Genomic DNA, 17,952 nt, shown 5'->3' with positions numbered 1-17,952 from the left:
CCTCAATCCAGTTGTTCAAGAATGGCATCATCGAAATCCGCGTTGGAGTAGACGTTCTGCACGTCGTCGAGATCCTCGAGCATGTCGATCAGCTTGATGATTCTGCGTGCCAATTCCACATCGTCGATACGTGTGTAATTATCCGGGTACAAGCCCACATCACTGGATAAAGGCTCGATACCGGCCTCTGTCAGCGCATCCTTGACGGCCCCAAAGCTTTCAGGGCTCGTAACGATCTCGAGTGTGCCATCCGACTGGGGCACGATATCCTCGGGCTCCGCCTCGAGCGTCACCTCGATGGCAGCCTCTTCCGTCACGCTTTCCGGCAACAACAGGCGCCCCTGCTTGTGGAACATGAAGGCCACTGAACCTGATGTACCAAGGTTGCCGCCATGCTTGTTGAACGCATGGCGAACGTCAGAAACCGTGCGATTGCGGTTGTCGGTCATGCACTCCACCAGCACCGCCACACCTTCTGGCCCGTAGCCCTCGTAGACGATTTCTTCCATGTCGTCGCCTTCGGCACTACCGGTACCGCGGTCGATGGCGCGCTGGATGATGTCCTTGGTCATGTTATTGGCGAGTGCCTTGTCGATCGCTGCCCGCAAGCGGGGGTTGTCGTTTGGCTCGCCACCGCCCTGCCGAGCGGCCACGGTCAGTTCACGAATCAGCTTGGTGAAGATCTTGCCACGCTTGGCATCCTGCGCGGCTTTGCGATGCTTGATATTCGCCCATTTGCTGTGACCTGCCATGCAAACTCCTATCATATGTCACCGGCGCCCATGGGCGCCGGTGAACAAGCTACTGCATTGGTACTGCCAGACCTGATGCCCCCAAACATTACTCTCCGGCTGTCTCGACCTTGGCCTTGTGGCGCAAGCGGATATTGAGCTCCTTGAGCTGATCCTGAGAGACATCGCCAGGTGCGTCGGTCATCAAGCAAGCAGCGCTCTGAGTCTTGGGGAAAGCGATGACTTCGCGAATGGTGCGGGCACCACTCATCAGCATCACCAGGCGGTCGAGGCCAAAGGCCAAGCCACCATGCGGGGGCGCACCGAACTTCAAAGCCTCGAGCAGGAAGCCAAACTTCTCGTCCGCCTCAGCTTGGTCGATTCCTAACACTTCCAGGACTGCACGCTGCATGTCTTGATCGTGGATACGAATCGATCCACCGCCAAGTTCAGTGCCATTGAGCACCATATCGTAGGCACGTGAGAGCGCCACGACAGGATTGCTTCTCAGGGTTTCCACATCACAAGAAGGTGCTGTGAAGGGATGGTGCAGCGCTTGGAGGCGGGCGCTGCCATCATCCTCGAACATCGGGAAGTCGACGACCCATAGCGGAGCCCATTCTCGGGTATAGAGCTCGAGCTCCTCACCGAGCTTGACCCGTAGCGCACCCAACGCCTCGTTGACGACACGGGTCTTGTCGGCACCGAAAAAGATGATGTCGCCATCCTCGGCACCAACACGATCGAGTAGCTCCTCGATCACACTCTCCATGAACTTGACGATCGGCGACTGCAGCCCTTCAAGCCCTTTGGCACGTTCATTGACTTTGATCCAGGCTAGCCCCTTGGCGCCGTAGATGCTGACGAATTTGGTATAGTCGTCGATCTCCTTGCGGGTCAGCTTGCCGCCTCCGCTGACTTTGAGCGCGGCTACGCGACCATCCTCGGCGTTGGCCGGGCCGGAGAAAACCTTGAAGTCGACATTCTTCATCAAGTCGTCGACATCGACCAACTCCAGCGGGATACGCAGGTCTGGTTTGTCAGAGCCGTAACGCGACATGGCTTCGGCATAAGGCATACGCGGGAATTCGGGAAGCTCGACATCGAGTACTTCGCGGAACAGGCTGCGAATCATCGATTCCGTGATACCCATGATATCGTCTTCGTCGACGAACGATGCCTCGAGGTCGATTTGGGTGAACTCGGGCTGACGGTCAGCGCGCAAGTCTTCATCACGGAAGCACTTGGCGATCTGGTAGTAGCGATCGAAGCCCGATACCATCAGCAACTGCTTGAAAAGCTGAGGCGACTGAGGCAGTGCAAAGAAGCTGCCTGCATGGGTACGGCTGGGAACCAGGTAGTCACGAGCACCTTCGGGCGTGGCGCGAGTCAGGATCGGCGTCTCGATGTCGAGAAACCCTTCGTCCTCGAGGAAGGCACGGACCCGATGGGTAATGCGTGAGCGCAGGCGCAGCTTATCGATCATCTCCGGGCGGCGCAGATCGATATAGCGATACTTGAGGCGTACTTCCTCACCGACCTTGCCGTGTTCGTCGAGCTGGAAGGGAGGTGTCGCGGCAGTGTTGAGCACTTCGACATCTTTGGCCAGCACCTCGATCATGCCGGTCGGCATGTTGGGGTTCTGGGTCCCTTCCGGGCGCAGACGAACACGCCCCTGAATGCGCAGCACAAACTCGTTACGCGCTCGGTCGGCATTGGCGAAGGCCTCGGCAGTATCGGGGTCGACCACGACTTGGGCAATGCCGTCGCGGTCACGCATGTCGAGGAAGATCACCCCGCCATGATCACGTCGACGGTGTACCCAGCCGCACAGCGTGACCTGCTGATCTACCAAGGTTTCGTTGAGCTGGCCGCAATAATGGCTGCGCATGTCAAATCCTGTTCTGTTGCGTTATCGAAAATTCGTCATTGTCGGTGTTGGCCGGCACAAGCTGCCGGCCAACACTCAAGCGGAGGCTGTCTTGCTGCTCTCGGCGGATGTCTTGGAGGTACCGCCATCGCTACTACTACCGTCTCCAGCCAGATTCTTCTTGCCACCCGACTTGAAGTCGGTCTCGTACCAGCCACCGCCCGCCAGGCGAAAGCCAGCGGCCGATACCAGACGGGTCAGTTCGGCGGCATCGCAGCTTGGGCAGTCGGTCAACGGCGCGGCACTGACTTTCTGCAGCTTTTCCAGACGATGGCCACAGGCCTTGCACTCATATTCATAGATCGGCATGGTTTTCATCACCCTTGGATACGAAAACGCCTGTAGAAACGCGATGACCGGGGTATCGCGCAGCCACTGATTTGGCAGCTGGCAATATGTGGCCACTCGTCGTACTTTCCAAGCTAGGCTTGAAAGCCGAATATTATAGCGTGTTGCGCCCCCCGGCGGGCAAGTTGGCGCTCCCGGTGCCGTGAAAAAGGAATCTGACCATGAAAGCCGTGATTCTCGATACCGCGACGCTTGGCGATGATATCGATCTTACCCCCCTGCATGAGGAAGTACAGGAACTGGAAGCCCATGACATTACCTCGCCTGAGGAACGTGTCACTCGCCTCACCGGCGCCCAGATCGCCATCGTCAACAAGGTCGTCCTGGATGCCAAGGTACTGGAAGCACTGCCCGAACTCGAGTTGATCTGTGTGCTGGCCACTGGTACCAACAATATCGACATGGAGGCTGCCAAACGTCTGGGTATCGACGTCAGGAACGTAACAGCCTATGGCACGCAGAGTGTTGCCCAACACACGCTGATGCTGATGCTGGCTCTGGCCAACCGGCTACCGCTCTATCAGCGCGACGTAGCTGCTGGCCGTTGGGGGGAAAGCCTCTTCTTTTGCTTGATGAATCATCGCACCTTGGAGCTTGCCGGCAAGCATTTGGTCATCGTCGGCCAGGGTGAATTGGGACGGCGAGTGGCGACATTAGCCGAAGCGTTCGGCACGCGCGTAAGTTTCACCGCTCGCCCGGGTAATGAGGCCAGCGACGACCGCCCATCACTTGCTGACTTGGCACCAGAGGCCGATATCGTCAGCTTGCACTGCCCCTTGACCGAAGCGACACATCACTTGATCGATGCCGACATGCTGGGACGAATGCAGCGTGATGCATTGCTGATCAACTGCGCACGTGGTGGCATCATCGACGAATTGGCCGCACTCGACGCCCTCCGAGGTGGGCGACTGGGCGGTTTGGGTATTGATACGTTACCCGCCGAACCACCACGCGACGGCCATCCCTTGATTGCGGCCGCCGCTGAACCGCTCAACCTGATCGTTACCCCTCACAACGCCTGGATTACCCCTGAGGCACGTGCCAACGTGGTTCGCCTTACCGCCGAGAATCTGCACCGTTGGTACCAGACCCGTGCATGATTCCGCTTCGCCCGAGGAGACCCCATGCTCTACAACTTCGGCTCTATCAATATCGACCATATCTACCGGGTACCACACCTCGTCCGTCCAGGAGAAACCCTGGCCAGCTCGAGTTATCGCCAGGTGCTTGGCGGCAAGGGAGCCAACCAGTCGCTAGCCATCGCCCGTGCCGGTGGCAACGTTTGTCATTGGGGACGACTCGGAAACATTGATCACTGGGTACTTGAAACTTTGTCAGCGGCTGGAGTGGACACCTCCAATGTCGAACTGATCGACGATCCCAGCGGCCATGCTTTAATTCAGGTCGATGATCGAGGCGAGAATGCCATCATTCTGTTCCCTGGCGCCAATCATGGTTTCGAGGTCTCGAGAATCGATGCCCTGATCGCTCAGGCAAATCCCGGTGATTGGTTGCTATTGCAGAATGAGTGCAATGGCTTGTCGCATATCATGACGCTCGCTCGCGAACGTGGTATGGCCATTGCTTTCAACCCGGCGCCAATGACAGCCGACGTACTCGAATTACCTCTGGAGGCATGTCAGTTACTGTTCGTCAATCGCGGCGAAGCCACGGCACTTCTGGAACTCGACGAGAAAACCGATCAACATGCGTTGTTGGACGCGCTAGGACATCGCTTGCCCAAGGTCGAAATCGTTCTGACTCTGGGAAACGAAGGAGTTTGCTATCAACACGACCGAGAGCGTTTGTGCCTGCCTGCTCACCAGGTCGAGGCTGTCGACACCACCGCTGCAGGCGATACCTTTATCGGCTATTTCATGGCGGCCCGCCAACACGGACATGATGTTGAATATTGCCTACGCTTGGCTAGCGCGGCTTCGGCGCTATGTGTGCAGCGTGCTGGAGCGGCCCCCAGCATCCCCGTTGACAGCGATGTCGAAGCCACTACACGTCACTGGCCTAAGCTGAAATTGACATCATATTGAGAGAGGAAAAGGAAATCCCATGAGCTACCCGATCATCTTCGATACTGACCCTGGGGTCGACGACGCCCAAGCTATTGCCATTGCTCTCGCCCACCCTGAGATTGAGTTGCTGGGACTAACCACCACCTATGGCAACGTGGACGTGGAAACCGCCACGCACAACGCCTTGTTGCTTAGCGAGCTGGCTGGAAAAATCGTCTCCGTTGCCCAAGGCGCTGCTGCACCATTGGTCAAAGCCAAGCATCCCGCACCAGCTTTCATTCATGGTGAAAACGGACTCGGCAATATCGACCTCCCCCCCATCAAGGGACAAGCTGAGGCTCGTAGTGCAGCCCAGTTCATCATCGATCAGGTCAACGCTCGCCCGGGAGAAATCACGCTGGTGGCAGTCGGGCCATTGGGCAATCTAGCGACCGCTTTGCAACTCGATCCCAATATTGTCACCAAGGTCAAGCAGGTGGTGATCATGGGAGGCTCGGTCAAGGAAGGGGGTAATGTCACCCCTGTGGCTGAGGCCAATATCTTCAACGATCCGCATGCAGCATCCCGGGTATTGACTGCCGATTGGCCGTTGACCATGGTCGGGCTGGATGCCACCCATCGTTGCGTGTTGCGACCTGTCGACATGGAAGCTATTGCGGCTGGTCAAGGACGCTTGGGCAACGTGCTGGCCGGCAGCTATGCCTTCTACAGTGACTTCTACCGCGGTGCCTTGGGAATCGATGGATGCTGTCCTCACGATAGCTGTGCTCTGGCCTGGTTGATCAAACCGGAGCTTTTCACCACCGCTCGCGGCCACCTCACTGTCATCACCGAGGGTGACGCCGAGGGCCAAACCGTCTTTGCCCTGGAGGGACGGCCTTTCATTGATGAACGTTGGGCGAGAACCCCTGTGGTCGAGGTGTGTACCGGTGCCGATGGCAAGGCGGTCGTAGAGTGGATCGTCGATACCCTCAAATAGCAACCGCCAAAAGCTCAAAGCGTAAGGAAGGCGTCATGGTCTCTCCACTCGACGCCTTCCAATTCGACATGTGTCACCCGGGCATCTGGCGGCCCCTGCCACAGCCACTGGGTCACACTATTGACGGCCTCCCCCTCTCCGCATAACAGTACCTCCACTCGCCCATCAGGCAGGTTCTTGGCATAGCCGGTCACCCTCATTCGTAATGCTTGTTCCTGAGTTGCACGACGAAACCATACGCCTTGTACCTTGCCGGTCACTACCGCCTTTACACAGCATTTCGCCATTGCCGCCTCCATTCACCTGTATTGATCCTTGATCCTATTTCTAGCAGCTCACCAGAATGCCAACAAAAGCGCCAGGGTGGGAACGCTTCTTCAGGTGCGCTAGTCTTTCAAGTACGAGAAGCCAAAAGCTTTCGTAAACCATGCTAGTGGCCCTACCCGGCCCATCAACAACAATCCTCAAAAGGGATACCGCCATGCGAGTCTTCCAGCATCCGGAATTCGATCGACATGAACAGGTCGTTTTCGGCTTCGACGACAACAGCGGCCTGCAGGCCATCATTGCCATCCATAACACCTATCGCGGCCCAGCCTTGGGCGGTTTGCGCATATATCCCTACGCTAGCGAAGAGGATGCTCTGACCGATGTATTACGATTGTCCCGCGGTATGACTTACAAGTCGGCATTGGCCAACCTACCGTTGGGGGGTGGTAAGGCGGTGATCATCGCCGACCCCATACGCCACAAGACGTCTGCTCTGCTCGAAGCCATGGGTCGCTTGGTCGACTCATTGGGAGGTCGCTATATCACGGCTGAAGACTCCGGCTCCAGTGAGGCGGATATGCAGGTGATAGCCAGGCAAACCGAACACGTCAGTGGTTTGCGTAAACCAGGGGTCGAGTCCGGTGACCCTTCACCCTTTACCGCCCACGGCGTGTTTTGTGCCTTGCGTTGCGCGGTACGTCACGGCCTTGGCCGAACGCATCTGCAAGATCTCAGAGTAGCGATTCAAGGGGTCGGTCATGTAGGAGCGTATCTGGCTCGCGAATTGCGAGCTGCCGGTGCCCAGTTGGTTGTCAGTGATGTGAACGAAGCCGCTACCGCACAACTGGCCAAGGAGCTTGGTGCCGAAGTGGTAGCTCCCGCCGAAATTTTCGACGTGGATGCTGACGTTTTCGCCCCCTGTGCTCTGGGAGGTGTGATTGACGATCAGGTTTGCGAGCGTCTGAAAGTTCGCGTCGTCGCTGGCGCCGCCAACAATCAGCTTGCCACCCCAGCGGCGGGAAGACGGCTGCACGAGCGCGGCATTCTCTATACGCCTGACTATGCTGCCAATGCTGGAGGCGTGATCGAAGTGGCGTGGCAGCGTCGTCACGACTATCGCCGGGAAGACGTGATGACTCATGTCGAAGGCATCGAGGATACCTTGGATGAGATATTCCAACGTGCCCGCCGCGAACACTCTCCGCCGGAAGAAATTGCCGATCGGGTAGCCGAAGAACGCTTCAAGGCGCAGACGCATCAGGCTGCTTGAAGGGGGGGACTTGAAAGCCCAAGCGAAAAGCCTGCCCCTAGCTAGATGAGGGCAGGCTTTGCAGTTTTACTTCCTTCTCACTCCTCGGTCATCAACTCGCGCCTGACCAGCACCGCCGTGTTACGAGGCACGATGTCACGACCGCGCGCCAACAGGTAGCACTTGGTGAAGGCGGCACCATACAGAAGGATAAGGGACGAGTAATAGACCCACAGCAGAACCAGCACCACGGAGCCGGCGGCGCCATAGGTCGAGGCCGTTGCAGTATAAGCAAGGTAGGTTGCGATGGCGTAGCGTCCTATCGCGAATAACACGGCGGTGACCACCGCCCCGACAACGACATCCTTCCAATGCAACACGACATCGGGCAATACCTTGAAGATGGTGGCAAACAAGGCGGCGATCATTGCCAACGACACCAGGAATTCGGCACCGCCGAGTAATGCCTCGATTGCAGGCAATAGACTGGTGGCATGCAGTAACGCTCGCAATACGATGCCAAAGGCCAAAGACACCAGCATGATGAAGCCGAACGCCAGCACCACTGTCAGCGATAGTATCCGGTTCTTGAGGAAAATCCATAAACTATTGCTACTCGGTTTGGCCGTCACTCCCCAGATGGTATTGAGTGAGAACTGCATTTGGGCAAAGACCGTGGTTGCCCCTACCAGTAGTGCACCAAACCCGAGCAATGAGGGCATGAGCCCAGACTCTTCGATGCGCGACTGGGCGACGGCATGCTCAATGGCCGTGGCCGCCTCTACCCCCATGGTGTCCTGAAGCTGGGCCACGATCTGCCCTCGGGCAGCATCTTCTCCCAGCACGATACCAATCACCGTGACGGCAATGATCACGGTTGGCGCCAAGGAAAACAGCGTATAGAACGCTAACGAGCCGGCATAACTGAAGGCATTGCGCTCGATCCATAAGCTCGTGGCGTCGCGAACGATGTGCCACCAATAGAGGGTCAGATCCTTGATCACGAATGCTCCTCAGCCTTTCCATTCATGTTGAAGCATACGCGAGGCCGGCAGATCATGCAGTTAATCAAGCGTTTACTGACATGGCCAAAGAGGGTATAGCTGCATTGCAGCGACGTGCATTGGCCTTGATAATGTAGCGGTCGCAGGCCATTGCCACATGTATTGCTCCGGGGGATTTTATGGCGTCTTCGCCACAGCCGCTGCCCGATTTCGACTGCCTAGTGTTCATCGGGCGCTTCCAACCCCCCCACCTGGGGCATTTGGCGGTAATCCACGAAGCCTTGAAACGGGCACGTCAGGTCATCGTATTGGTCGGGTCCGCTTGGCAGGCACGCTCACTACGTAACCCATGGCGCTTCGAAGAGCGGCTGACAATGCTCAGGAGCTGCTTTGACGAGGAAGACAACCAGCGCCTGGAAATCGAGCCGTTGCTGGATGCCCTGTACAACAACGATGTCTGGGTACGTGATGTACAGCGCAAGGTGCGCGACATAGCCAGCCCCAGTCATGGCAAGCTTCCCAGAATCGGGCTGATCGGTGCGAGTCGGGGACAATCGAGCTACTACCTTAGCCTGTTCCCACAATGGGAATCAGTCAGTGTACCGCTGGTCGAAGGCATTTCTGCGAGCCGAATTCGGGAGCGTCTATTTCGATCGCTGTCCTCGGCGAACGACTATATGACGACAGGGGCCGCTCATGACTTGCCCCCGAGCGTACATCAGACGCTACGGGACTTCGAAGGCAGCGAACCCTGGCAACAACTACTGGAAGAGCAGCATTTGCTGAATCAGTATCGCCAGGCCTGGGCGGAAGCGCCCTATCCGCCTATCTTCGTCACCGTCAATGCCGTGGTGGTACAGTCCGGCCACGTACTGCTGGTCAATCGCACCGCCGCTCCAGGCAAAGGGCTACTGGCCTTACCTGGCGGGTTCATCAATCCCCATGAGCGGTTACTGGATGCCTGCTTGCGCGAGTTGCGCGAGCGGGTACGCCTCAAGGTGCCCGAACCGGTGCTGAAGGGCTCATTGCGTGGCCAACGATTGTTCGATGAGCCCCACCGCAGTTGGCGTGGCCGAACCTTGGCCGAGGCCTTCTACTTCGCACTACGCCCCGAACAACAACTTCCCCGGCTCAAGCCAGTCAAAGGTGGTGATCAAGCACGTTGGGTGGCATTGGCCGATCTCGAGCCGGAGACTCTGTTCGAGGATCACTTCTTCATCATTCAGAACTTCCTGGGTCTGCCTGCCGACTTCAGCGGCCCCTGAGAACCGCGCCATGCAGTGACTCACTCACGCAGGAAATCATTCAGTGTATTCTTAGGCTTGGAGGAAATCGCGCGGAAGCTTCATCATCTGTCGCCACAATTTCTCTACGCCAGGCTTGTGGACCAGGGAACAGCGATAAAGGCGAATTTCCAACGGCACGTCCCATGTACTATCCGCGGCCCTGACCAAGCGACCGGTAGCCAGCTCCTCCCGGATACAGAAGTCAGGAATCCAGGCCATGCCAACCCCTTGCAGCATCATACCTTTCAGCCCCTCGGCCATTGCTGTCTCGTAGACGGTCCGCAAGCGTAGACGCAGCGGGTCGTTCTTCAGCAACATTCGTACACTACGGCCGAGAAAAGCTCCTTGGGTATAGGCTAAATAGGGAATTGGTTCTTCGCCGTCCAGGGGAAAGCGCGGCCGCCCCTGCTCGTCAGGAAGGCAGACTGGTATCATCTTGACTTGGCCGATGGAAAAGGACGGAAAGACCTCGGCATCGAGTTGCATGCTGGCATAAGGATCGTAATAGCCGAGCATCAAATCACAGTTGCCTTCGCGCAGTACGTGGATGGCGTCGCCAACGTTCATGGCCACCAGCCGTGTGGGCAGTTCCCCCAGCCCTTGCTGGAGACGTGAGATCCATTGCGGATAGAAAGCCAGTGCCAGGGAATGGGCGGCGACGATATCGAGCGCTTCGTTGGCCATCGACAGGCCGCGTAGATGGCCCAGGCATTCACTGAGCTGTTCGACCAGATTACGGGCCGTGACCAGAAACAGTTGCCCTTCTGGCGTCAGCCCTACTGGGGTGGTGGAACGATCCACTAAGGTTACGCCCACCGCTTGCTCAAGAGAGCGAATGCGCCGGCTGAACGCCGGTTGAGTGACATGACGCTGTCGCGCCGATGCGGAAAAGCTGCGGGTGTTGGCCAGAGCGACGAAATCTTCCAGCCATTTGGTCTCGAGGTTCACCGTGACTCCCGATGACGTGTCATGGAAAACAACAGTTTACTTGAGCGACATCGACCGGCCAACGACGCTGTCGATTTTCTGCAACGCCATGGCGCAGCCTTGCAGCCGAGGCTGCGCTTGTCGAGATGATGTTCATTGAACCGGAGACAACAGATAAGCCGCACGCGAAACCAGTTTCTTCCATAATGGCCGCTGTCTGAGTTCGTCGTAACTGATACGACGGCAAGCGGCAAAGTCTTTCTCGAGCATTAGCCGGACCTCCGCCGCGAAGCGCTTGTCAGATACGAAAGCCGTGATCTCGAAATTGAGCCTGAAGGAACGATTATCGAGATTGACGGTACCAACGGCCGCGCTGTGGTCGTCGATCAACATTACCTTCTGATGCAAAAAACCAGGCTGATAGCGATATATCTTGACTCCCGCACGTAACATGTCTGGCAGGAAGGCGAAGGTCGAGAGAAAGACCAACAAATGATCGGGGCGTTCGGGGATCATGACCCTGACATCTACGCCACGCATCGCCGCCAGGCGTAAAGCATCCTGAACGCCTTGGTCGGGCACGAAATAAGGACTGGTCACCCAGAATCGTTCACTGGCATTGTGAATGGCTTGCTGTACCAGCAAGCTAGCGGTTTCAAGGCGGTCGGCCGGCCCAGAGGGCACAATCACGACATTCTGACATTCCACGCAGGTCACCTGAGGAAGCCAGGTCAGATTGAGTACATCGCCCGTTGCCCAATGCCAGTCCTCCCAAAACGCCTCTTGCAACCCCAACACACTTGGGCCGGCCAGCTTGAGATGCGTGTCCCGCCACAGACCATGGCGCTTGTTTTGGCCCAAATATTCTATGCCGACGTTGAAACCACCGAGCCAGCCAAGACGGCCATCGATCACCAACACTTTACGATGATTGCGGAAGTTGAGCTGGAAGCGGTGGCGTATCCCCCGTGAAGAGTTGAAAGCACTGACTTCTACTCCAGCCTCTCGCAGATCGTTGAGGTAGCCGTCATTGAGTTTATGACAACCGATCTCGTCGAACAGAAAATAGGTTCTCACGCCGCGTTCCGCTGCGTGCACGAGCCGCCGCTTGAGTTCGAGACCTAGCGTGTCATTACGCACGATGAAGAATTGGATAAGGATGTATTCCTCGGCTTCATCGATTCCAGTGAACAAACTGTCGAAGGTAGCCTCGCCATTGATCAGTAACTCAGCACGATTACCACTGGTCAGTGGCATCATCGCGAGCTGCTCGACGGCCCGGACATCACCTTGACTAGCCGTGGCCAAATAGGGTTCGATCAGGTCACGGTAGCGTGCCAGCACACGGCGCAACACCGTATCGCGTTCACCTCGTGCCGAAACGTAGCCATAGAAGCGTGGCCGACCGAAAACCCAATAGGCGGGAACTGCGGCATAGGGAAACGTCACCAGCGAGATGATCCAGGCGACAGCGCCTTGCGAAGTTCGGCTCGACATCAGGGCTACCACTGCGGAAAGAATCCCCAGTAGGTGCACCATGAAGATCGCAAACCCGATCAACCAAGACGTCATGTCGCTCTCCGTTCAGATCCGTCTGCCGAGAGTCGACGGCCCCACCGAAATGGCGCCGTCGGTAGACCTTTTCCTTAGACCCTTTCGGCGATGATTTCCTTCCACTTCGCCGGGCCGGTCTGGTGCACCGACTCTCCTTGGCTATCCACGGCCACGGTGACTGGCATGTCTTCCACCTCAAATTCATAGATGGCTTCCATGCCCAGATCTTCGAAGCCCACGACGCGTGACTTCTTGATCGCCTGGGCGACCAAGTAGGCAGCACCACCCACGGCCATCAGATAAGTGGCTTGATGATCGCGAATCGCCTCAATCGCTACTGGACCACGCTCAGCTTTACCGACCATACCCAGCAGGCCAGTCGCTTCCAGCATGGTACGAGTGAACTTATCCATGCGTGTCGACGTCGTGGGCCCCGCCGGCCCGACCACTTCGTCGCGCACGGGATCCACTGGACCTACGTAATAGATGAAACGCCCCTTCAGGTCCACTGGCAACTCCTGCCCCTTGGCCAGCATATCGACCATGCGCTTGTGGGCGGCATCGCGGCCGGTCAAGAGCTTGCCGTTGAGCAACAAGGTATCGCCGGGCTTCCAGCTCTGTACCTCTTCCGCGGTAACGGTGTCGAGATTGACGCGCTTGACGTTCTCTCCTGCTTCGCGGGTAATCTCCGGCCAGTCCTCCAGCTTGGGAGCCGGCAGTTCGGCGGTGCCACTGCCATCCAAGGTGAAGTGCACATGGCGAGTTGCCGCGCAGTTGGGAATGATCGCTACCGGCTTGTTGGCGGCGTGAGTCGGATAATCCTTGACCTTGATATCGAGCACTGTGGTCAAGCCACCCAACCCTTGGGCGCCGATACCGCTACGATTGACCTTGTCATAAAGTTCCAGGCGCAATTCCTCAGCGCGATTGCTCGCTCCTCGCGCTTGAAGTTCCTGGATATCGATCGGATCGAGCAGCGACTCCTTGGCTAGTTCCATGGCCTTTTCTGCGGTGCCGCCGATGCCGATCCCCAGCATTCCGGGGGGGCACCAGCCGGCCCCCATTTTCGGTAATTGTTCCAGCACCCAATCGACCACGCTGTCCGAGGGATTGAGCATGGCGAACTTGGACTTGGCTTCGCTGCCGCCCCCCTTGGCTGCAACATGAATCTCGACCGTGTCACCCGGAACCAGCTTATGATGAATCACCGCAGGGGTATTGTCCTGGGTGTTCTGACGTTGCCCATCCGGATCAGCCAATACCGAAGCACGCAGCACGTTGTCCGGCAGCAGATAGGCGCGACGCACACCTTCATTGATCATATCGTCCAGGCTCATGTCACCTTCCCAGCACACGTTCATGCCTACGTGAACGAAGACGGTGACGATACCAGTATCCTGGCAGATGGGCCGATGGCCAGTGGCACACATCCGGGAATTGATCAGAATCTGAGCAATAGCATCCTTGGCGGCGGGATTCTCCTCGCGCTCATAGGCGCCATGCATGGCATCGATGAAATCCTTGGGATGGTAGTAGGAGATGTACTGGAGGGCATCTGCCACGCTCTGGATGAGGTCATCCTGGCGAATCACGGTCATGAGGAAAAGCGCTCCTTGGCTGTGACGAATGGCTCGCAAAACATCGTCAGGAAACGAAGCGAGCCCTGGTGGGCGCGGATTATACCTTATCCCCCTGGGACGCGGCAGTTGCTCTCACGATCATGCTAGGAGTTTGAGGTGATCCTTGGTTTTTCTTTCACGAGAGATAACGGTATAACTTCTCTTGATCACCCCAAGGTCAACAATTGCTCCTTGTACTGATGAAGGCGGTCACGCAGTCTCGCCGCTTCCTCGAACTCCAAGTTCTGGGCCGCTTCGAACATGGCATCTTCCAAACGCGAGATCTCGCGCTTCAGCTCGTCGCCGCCCATTGGATGATCCTTGTTCCTGTCGTAGACCGCGTCACGTTCGGCTACCAGGCGTTCGGTACGCTTGCGCCCACCTTTCTTGCCAGGGGTCTGAGCGCCTTCCATGATGTCGGCAACCGATTTGGTCACTGTCTGTGGCGTAATGCCATGCTCTTCGTTGAAGGCGATCTGTTTAGCCCGCCGGCGCTCGGTTTCATCAATGGCACGACGCATGGAGTCGGTGATGCGATCACCGTAAAGTAACGCCTTGCCGTTGGCATTACGCGCTGCACGCCCAATGGTCTGGATCAATGAGCGTTCGGCACGCAGGAACCCTTCCTTGTCGGCATCGAGTATCGCCACCAACGACACCTCAGGAATGTCCAAGCCCTCGCGCAGCAGGTTGATACCAACCAACACGTCGAACTTGCCAAGGCGAAGGTCGCGAATGATCTCGACCCGCTCCACGGTGTCGATATCCGAGTGTAGGTAGCGTACCCGAACATCATGCTCATCCAAGTATTCGGTCAAGTCCTCAGCCATGCGCTTGGTGAGTGTGGTGACCAGTACTCGCTCCCCTACTTCGGTACGCAATCGGATTTCCGAAAGCAGATCATCCACCTGGGTGGAAGCAGGACGCACTTCGATTTCAGGATCGACCAGGCCCGTTGGCCTAACCACCAGTTCCACCACCTGGCCAGCGTGTTCTTTCTCGTAGGCTCCCGGCGTGGCCGAAACGAAGATGCCCTGCGGGCAGATTCGCTCCCACTCCTCGAAGGTCATGGGACGGTTATCCAACGCAGACGGTAAACGGAATCCATACTCCACCAGTGTTTCCTTGCGCGAACGGTCGCCACGATACATGCCGCCTACCTGTGGCACGCTGACGTGCGACTCGTCGATGAACAACAACGCATCAGGCGGTAGATAGTCGAAGAACGTCGGGGGTGGCTCACCGGGGGCCCTCCCCGAGAGATAGCGCGAATAGTTTTCGATGCCGTTGCAATACCCCAGTTCATGCATCATTTCGATATCGTAGAGCGTACGTTGCTCGAGGCGCTGGGCCTCGACGAGCTTGTCGTGCTTACGCAACCACTCCAGACGCTCAGTAAGTTCCAGCTTGATATGCTCGGCGGCCGCAAGAATGGTTTCACGCGGGGTGACATAATGCGTCTTGGGATAGATGGTCATGCGCGGCACCTGGCCGTGCACCTCCCCAGTCAGGGGATCGAATAGACGAATGGAGTCGATCTCATCGTCGAACAGCTCGACGCGCACCGCTTCCTCGTCGGCGTCGGCAGGAAAGATATCGATGACATCACCACGTACCCGATAGGTACCACGGCGAAAATCCATGTCGTTGCGTGTGTACTGCAACTCAGCCAGGCGCCTCAGAAAAGAGCGCTGATCGATCAGTTCGCCTCGATTGAAGTGCAAGCGCATCTTGAGATATTGGTCGGGATCGCCCAACCCGTAGATGGCAGATACCGAGACCACGATTAATGCATCACGTCGTTCCAGCAACGCCTTGGTCGCCGACAGGCGCATCTGCTCGATATGGTCGTTGATCGAGGCATCCTTCTCGATGAAGGTGTCGGACGACGGCACATAGGCTTCGGGTTGGTAATAATCGTAATAGGAGACGAAATACTCCACGGCATTGTCGGGAAAGAACGCCTTGAACTCACCGTAGAGCTGGGCCGCCAGCGTCTTGTTAGGCGCCATGACGATGGTCGGTCGCTGCAGACGTTCGACGATATTGGCCATGGTGAAGGTCTTGCCCGAGCCGGTCACACCAAGCATGGTCTGGTGCGCCAACCCCGCCTCCAGCCCCTTGACCAGGCTATCGATGGCTGCTGGTTGATCGCCGGCGGGCTGGAACTTGGAATTCAGCTTGAAGACTTTGCTCATGAGCGATCTCTCATCGACCGACTGCCAGGAAAGGCACGCGCTCATTCCTGGCGAGTGGTAATCTCGACTGTCGAAGTGGTCATCAAACGGTGAATGGGGCAACGATTCGAAATTTCGGTCAGGCGTGCCAACTGCTTGGCGTCGAGGTCGCCGTGGAAATTCATCAATACCTCAAGCCGATAGACACCATGACGCTCATCACGTTCGTCACGCTTCACCGTTACGGTTACTCCTTCGAGCGGCCATTCCTTGCGGTAGGCATACATCTGGGCCGTGATTGCCTTGCAGGCCGCCAGCGACAGGTCGAAATAGTCATGTGGGTCTGGAGCGCTTTCATCACCGCCGACGATCCGAGGAGAATCGACGAACAAATCCTCAAAACTGTCGAAGACGGCACGCTGTCGATACTTTCCTTCACGTTCACTGATCACCGTAATCGTCATATCAGCTCACCTTGACGCCGAGTGCTTCGACGGTTTCTATCAGGGCATCGCGACGTACTCGCCCTTCCACTTCAGCTCCATGGCGCCCGACTTCAGCGCTCTCGACGCCATCCAGCATCATCAGCTCGGTGGTGATGCGATTGATCAGTTCGGCATCGTCGACGCCTTCGAAGCACAGGGAAATATGGGCCATGATCGGCTCCTGTAAAGCGGCATGAACTCATGCATCAGTCTATCATGCGTCCACCACCATGGGTTGACCTTGAATCACCGCTCCCAGCCCCCATGCAGTATGATGTAATGATGCCTTACCCGATATGATGATGGAGTATCCATATGATCGACTGGAGTGCCCTGGTAGGCGCTACGCCCTTGGACGAACGACGCGTGGAGTTCGATACCCCTAACCAGGCACGCCAGGCACTGGATGCGAGTGTTCGTACGCCGCTTGCCCATTTAGGCGTTCTTGAAATCAGCGGAACCGATGCCGAGCGTTTCCTGCAGGGACAGGCCAGCGCCCAGCTCAGTCTGGCATCTTCGGGATTCGCACCTCTGACCTGCTTTTGTACCCCCAAGGGCCGCATGCTGGCCAATGCTCAGGTAGTACGTGTCGAAGACCAACGCTTCTGGCTGATCCTGGAGCATAGCCTGATGGCCTCACTCAAGGCACATCTCGGCAAGTTCGCCGCTTTCTACAAGGCTGACATGCAAGAGCGCGACGACTTGGCACTCCTTGGCCTGATTGGCAACGATGCACCAGCGCTTCTCGAAGCCAAACTGGACATCGAGCCACCCGCCGTATGGCACCATGTGTGCCGTGGCAGCTGGCATGTACTGCGCCATCCCGGACCACGATCACGACTGATGCTGATCGTGCCCAAACAAGACGTGAACACTGTGTGGGACGCACTGACTCCCCAGACATTTCCGGTGGGCAATGCCGTGTGGTGCTTGCACGACATTCAGGCCGGCATGGCCTGGATGCGCGACGTGCACCGGGACACCTACTTGCCGCAGATGATCAACTGGGAAGCGTTGGGTGGTATCAGCTTCAAGAAGGGCTGTTACACTGGCCAGGAAGTGGTGGCTCGAGCCCACTTTCGCGGCCAGGTCAAGAAACGCCTGATACGCGCCCAGCTCGAAGGAGCCGAGTTGCCTGCCCCGGGCACCGCAGTGGAAGATCCCGAAGGCAAGGCGCATGGTGAAGTTTTCTGTGCTGAACTCGACGCTTATGGCCAAGTGGAAATCCTGGCCGTGGTGACCACCCGGGAAGCACCCGGCCCGCTTAGCGTGGACGGTCAGCGGTTCAAACCGCTTAAGCTTCCCTATGTCGTGGAACGTCTGGATCCGGAAAGTCTGGCCCACCCAACGCCAAAAGCTTAAC

General features: G+C 57.3%; 17 protein-coding genes. 6 read left to right on the top strand and 11 right to left on the bottom strand.

Annotated elements, in window-relative coordinates; all coding sequences use genetic code 11:
• Nucleotides 1-2: 2 nt before the first annotated feature.
• The 3 genes from L861_RS03170 to L861_RS03160 all read right to left on the bottom strand — a co-directional run bounded on the left by L861_RS03170 (nucleotide 3) and on the right by L861_RS03160 (nucleotide 2,970).
• A complete protein-coding gene (locus L861_RS03170) occupies nucleotides 3-752 on the bottom strand; it encodes a YebC/PmpR family DNA-binding transcriptional regulator (protein ID WP_016415111.1) in 750 nt (249 codons plus the stop codon).
• 88 nt (nucleotides 753-840) lie between these two features.
• The gene (gene aspS / locus L861_RS03165; RefSeq protein WP_016415110.1) at nucleotides 841-2,622 is read right to left on the bottom strand and encodes an aspartate--tRNA ligase; all 1,782 of its coding nucleotides are present in this window, start codon (nucleotides 2,620-2,622) and stop codon (nucleotides 841-843) included.
• A gap of 75 nt (nucleotides 2,623-2,697) precedes the next feature.
• Nucleotides 2,698-2,970, bottom strand: a complete 273-nt coding sequence (locus tag L861_RS03160) for an FmdB family zinc ribbon protein (protein ID WP_016415109.1) — start codon at nucleotides 2,968-2,970, stop codon at nucleotides 2,698-2,700.
• A gap of 200 nt (nucleotides 2,971-3,170) precedes the next feature.
• Between L861_RS03160 and L861_RS03155 the strand changes: the two genes are divergently transcribed.
• The 3 genes from L861_RS03155 to L861_RS03145 are packed head-to-tail and all read left to right on the top strand — an operon-like array spanning nucleotide 3,171 to nucleotide 6,018.
• On the top strand, nucleotides 3,171-4,112 hold the full coding sequence (locus L861_RS03155) for an NAD(P)-dependent oxidoreductase (protein WP_016415108.1): 942 nt from the start codon (nucleotides 3,171-3,173) through the stop codon (nucleotides 4,110-4,112).
• Nucleotides 4,113-4,136: 24 nt separating this feature from the next.
• On the top strand, nucleotides 4,137-5,057 hold the full coding sequence (locus L861_RS03150) for a ribokinase (protein ID WP_016415107.1): 921 nt from the start codon (nucleotides 4,137-4,139) through the stop codon (nucleotides 5,055-5,057).
• A 19-nt stretch (nucleotides 5,058-5,076) separates the two neighbouring features.
• Nucleotides 5,077-6,018 carry a nucleoside hydrolase gene (locus L861_RS03145; RefSeq protein ID WP_016415106.1) on the top strand — a complete coding sequence of 314 codons (942 nt, stop codon included), beginning with the start codon at nucleotides 5,077-5,079 and terminating at the stop codon, nucleotides 6,016-6,018.
• Between the two features lie 14 nt (nucleotides 6,019-6,032).
• Here L861_RS03145 and L861_RS03140 read toward each other — a convergent pair whose 3' ends face one another.
• On the bottom strand, nucleotides 6,033-6,305 hold the full coding sequence (locus L861_RS03140) for an acylphosphatase (RefSeq protein ID WP_027947474.1): 273 nt from the start codon (nucleotides 6,303-6,305) through the stop codon (nucleotides 6,033-6,035).
• Between the two features lie 194 nt (nucleotides 6,306-6,499).
• Here L861_RS03140 and L861_RS03135 point away from each other — a divergent pair, with 194 nt between their 5' ends.
• The gene (locus L861_RS03135) at nucleotides 6,500-7,558 is read left to right on the top strand and encodes a Glu/Leu/Phe/Val family dehydrogenase (protein WP_016415103.1); all 1,059 of its coding nucleotides are present in this window, start codon (nucleotides 6,500-6,502) and stop codon (nucleotides 7,556-7,558) included.
• A 77-nt stretch (nucleotides 7,559-7,635) separates the two neighbouring features.
• On the opposite strand, the gene L861_RS03130 is transcribed toward L861_RS03135, so the two are convergent.
• Nucleotides 7,636-8,541 carry a YihY/virulence factor BrkB family protein gene (locus L861_RS03130; protein WP_016415102.1) on the bottom strand — a complete coding sequence of 302 codons (906 nt, stop codon included), beginning with the start codon at nucleotides 8,539-8,541 and terminating at the stop codon, nucleotides 7,636-7,638.
• 179 nt (nucleotides 8,542-8,720) lie between these two features.
• Between L861_RS03130 and L861_RS03125 the strand changes: the two genes are divergently transcribed.
• Nucleotides 8,721-9,806, top strand: a complete 1,086-nt coding sequence (locus L861_RS03125) for a bifunctional nicotinamide-nucleotide adenylyltransferase/Nudix hydroxylase (RefSeq protein WP_016415101.1) — start codon at nucleotides 8,721-8,723, stop codon at nucleotides 9,804-9,806.
• Nucleotides 9,807-9,857: 51 nt separating this feature from the next.
• Here L861_RS03125 and L861_RS03120 read toward each other — a convergent pair whose 3' ends face one another.
• From L861_RS03120 to L861_RS03095, 6 genes are all read right to left on the bottom strand, one after another.
• Nucleotides 9,858-10,775, bottom strand: a complete 918-nt coding sequence (locus tag L861_RS03120) for a LysR family transcriptional regulator (protein ID WP_016415100.1) — start codon at nucleotides 10,773-10,775, stop codon at nucleotides 9,858-9,860.
• A 132-nt stretch (nucleotides 10,776-10,907) separates the two neighbouring features.
• On the bottom strand, nucleotides 10,908-12,326 hold the full coding sequence (gene cls, locus L861_RS03115) for a cardiolipin synthase (protein WP_016415099.1): 1,419 nt from the start codon (nucleotides 12,324-12,326) through the stop codon (nucleotides 10,908-10,910).
• Between the two features lie 74 nt (nucleotides 12,327-12,400).
• The gene (locus tag L861_RS03110; RefSeq protein WP_016415098.1) at nucleotides 12,401-13,906 is read right to left on the bottom strand and encodes a fumarate hydratase; all 1,506 of its coding nucleotides are present in this window, start codon (nucleotides 13,904-13,906) and stop codon (nucleotides 12,401-12,403) included.
• 188 nt (nucleotides 13,907-14,094) lie between these two features.
• Complete coding sequence (gene uvrB, locus L861_RS03105; protein ID WP_016415097.1) at nucleotides 14,095-16,125, bottom strand: excinuclease ABC subunit UvrB; 2,031 nt, start codon at nucleotides 16,123-16,125, stop codon at nucleotides 14,095-14,097.
• 41 nt (nucleotides 16,126-16,166) lie between these two features.
• Nucleotides 16,167-16,568, bottom strand: coding sequence for an OsmC family protein (locus L861_RS03100; RefSeq protein ID WP_016415096.1), 402 nt, complete (start codon nucleotides 16,566-16,568; stop codon nucleotides 16,167-16,169).
• Nucleotide 16,569: 1 nt separating this feature from the next.
• Nucleotides 16,570-16,761 (bottom strand): hypothetical protein, encoded by a 192-nt coding sequence (locus tag L861_RS03095; protein WP_016415095.1) that lies wholly within the window; start codon nucleotides 16,759-16,761, stop codon nucleotides 16,570-16,572.
• 143 nt (nucleotides 16,762-16,904) lie between these two features.
• Here L861_RS03095 and ygfZ point away from each other — a divergent pair, with 143 nt between their 5' ends.
• Nucleotides 16,905-17,951, top strand: a complete 1,047-nt coding sequence (gene ygfZ / locus L861_RS03090) for a CAF17-like 4Fe-4S cluster assembly/insertion protein YgfZ (protein ID WP_016415094.1) — start codon at nucleotides 16,905-16,907, stop codon at nucleotides 17,949-17,951.
• The last annotated feature ends 1 nt before the right edge of the window (nucleotide 17,952 follow it).

The sequence above is a fragment of the Litchfieldella anticariensis FP35 = DSM 16096 genome (assembly GCF_000409775.1).
Lineage (GTDB): Bacteria > Pseudomonadota > Gammaproteobacteria > Pseudomonadales > Halomonadaceae > Litchfieldella > Litchfieldella anticariensis.
This window is presented reverse-complemented; position numbering and strand designations above follow the sequence as displayed.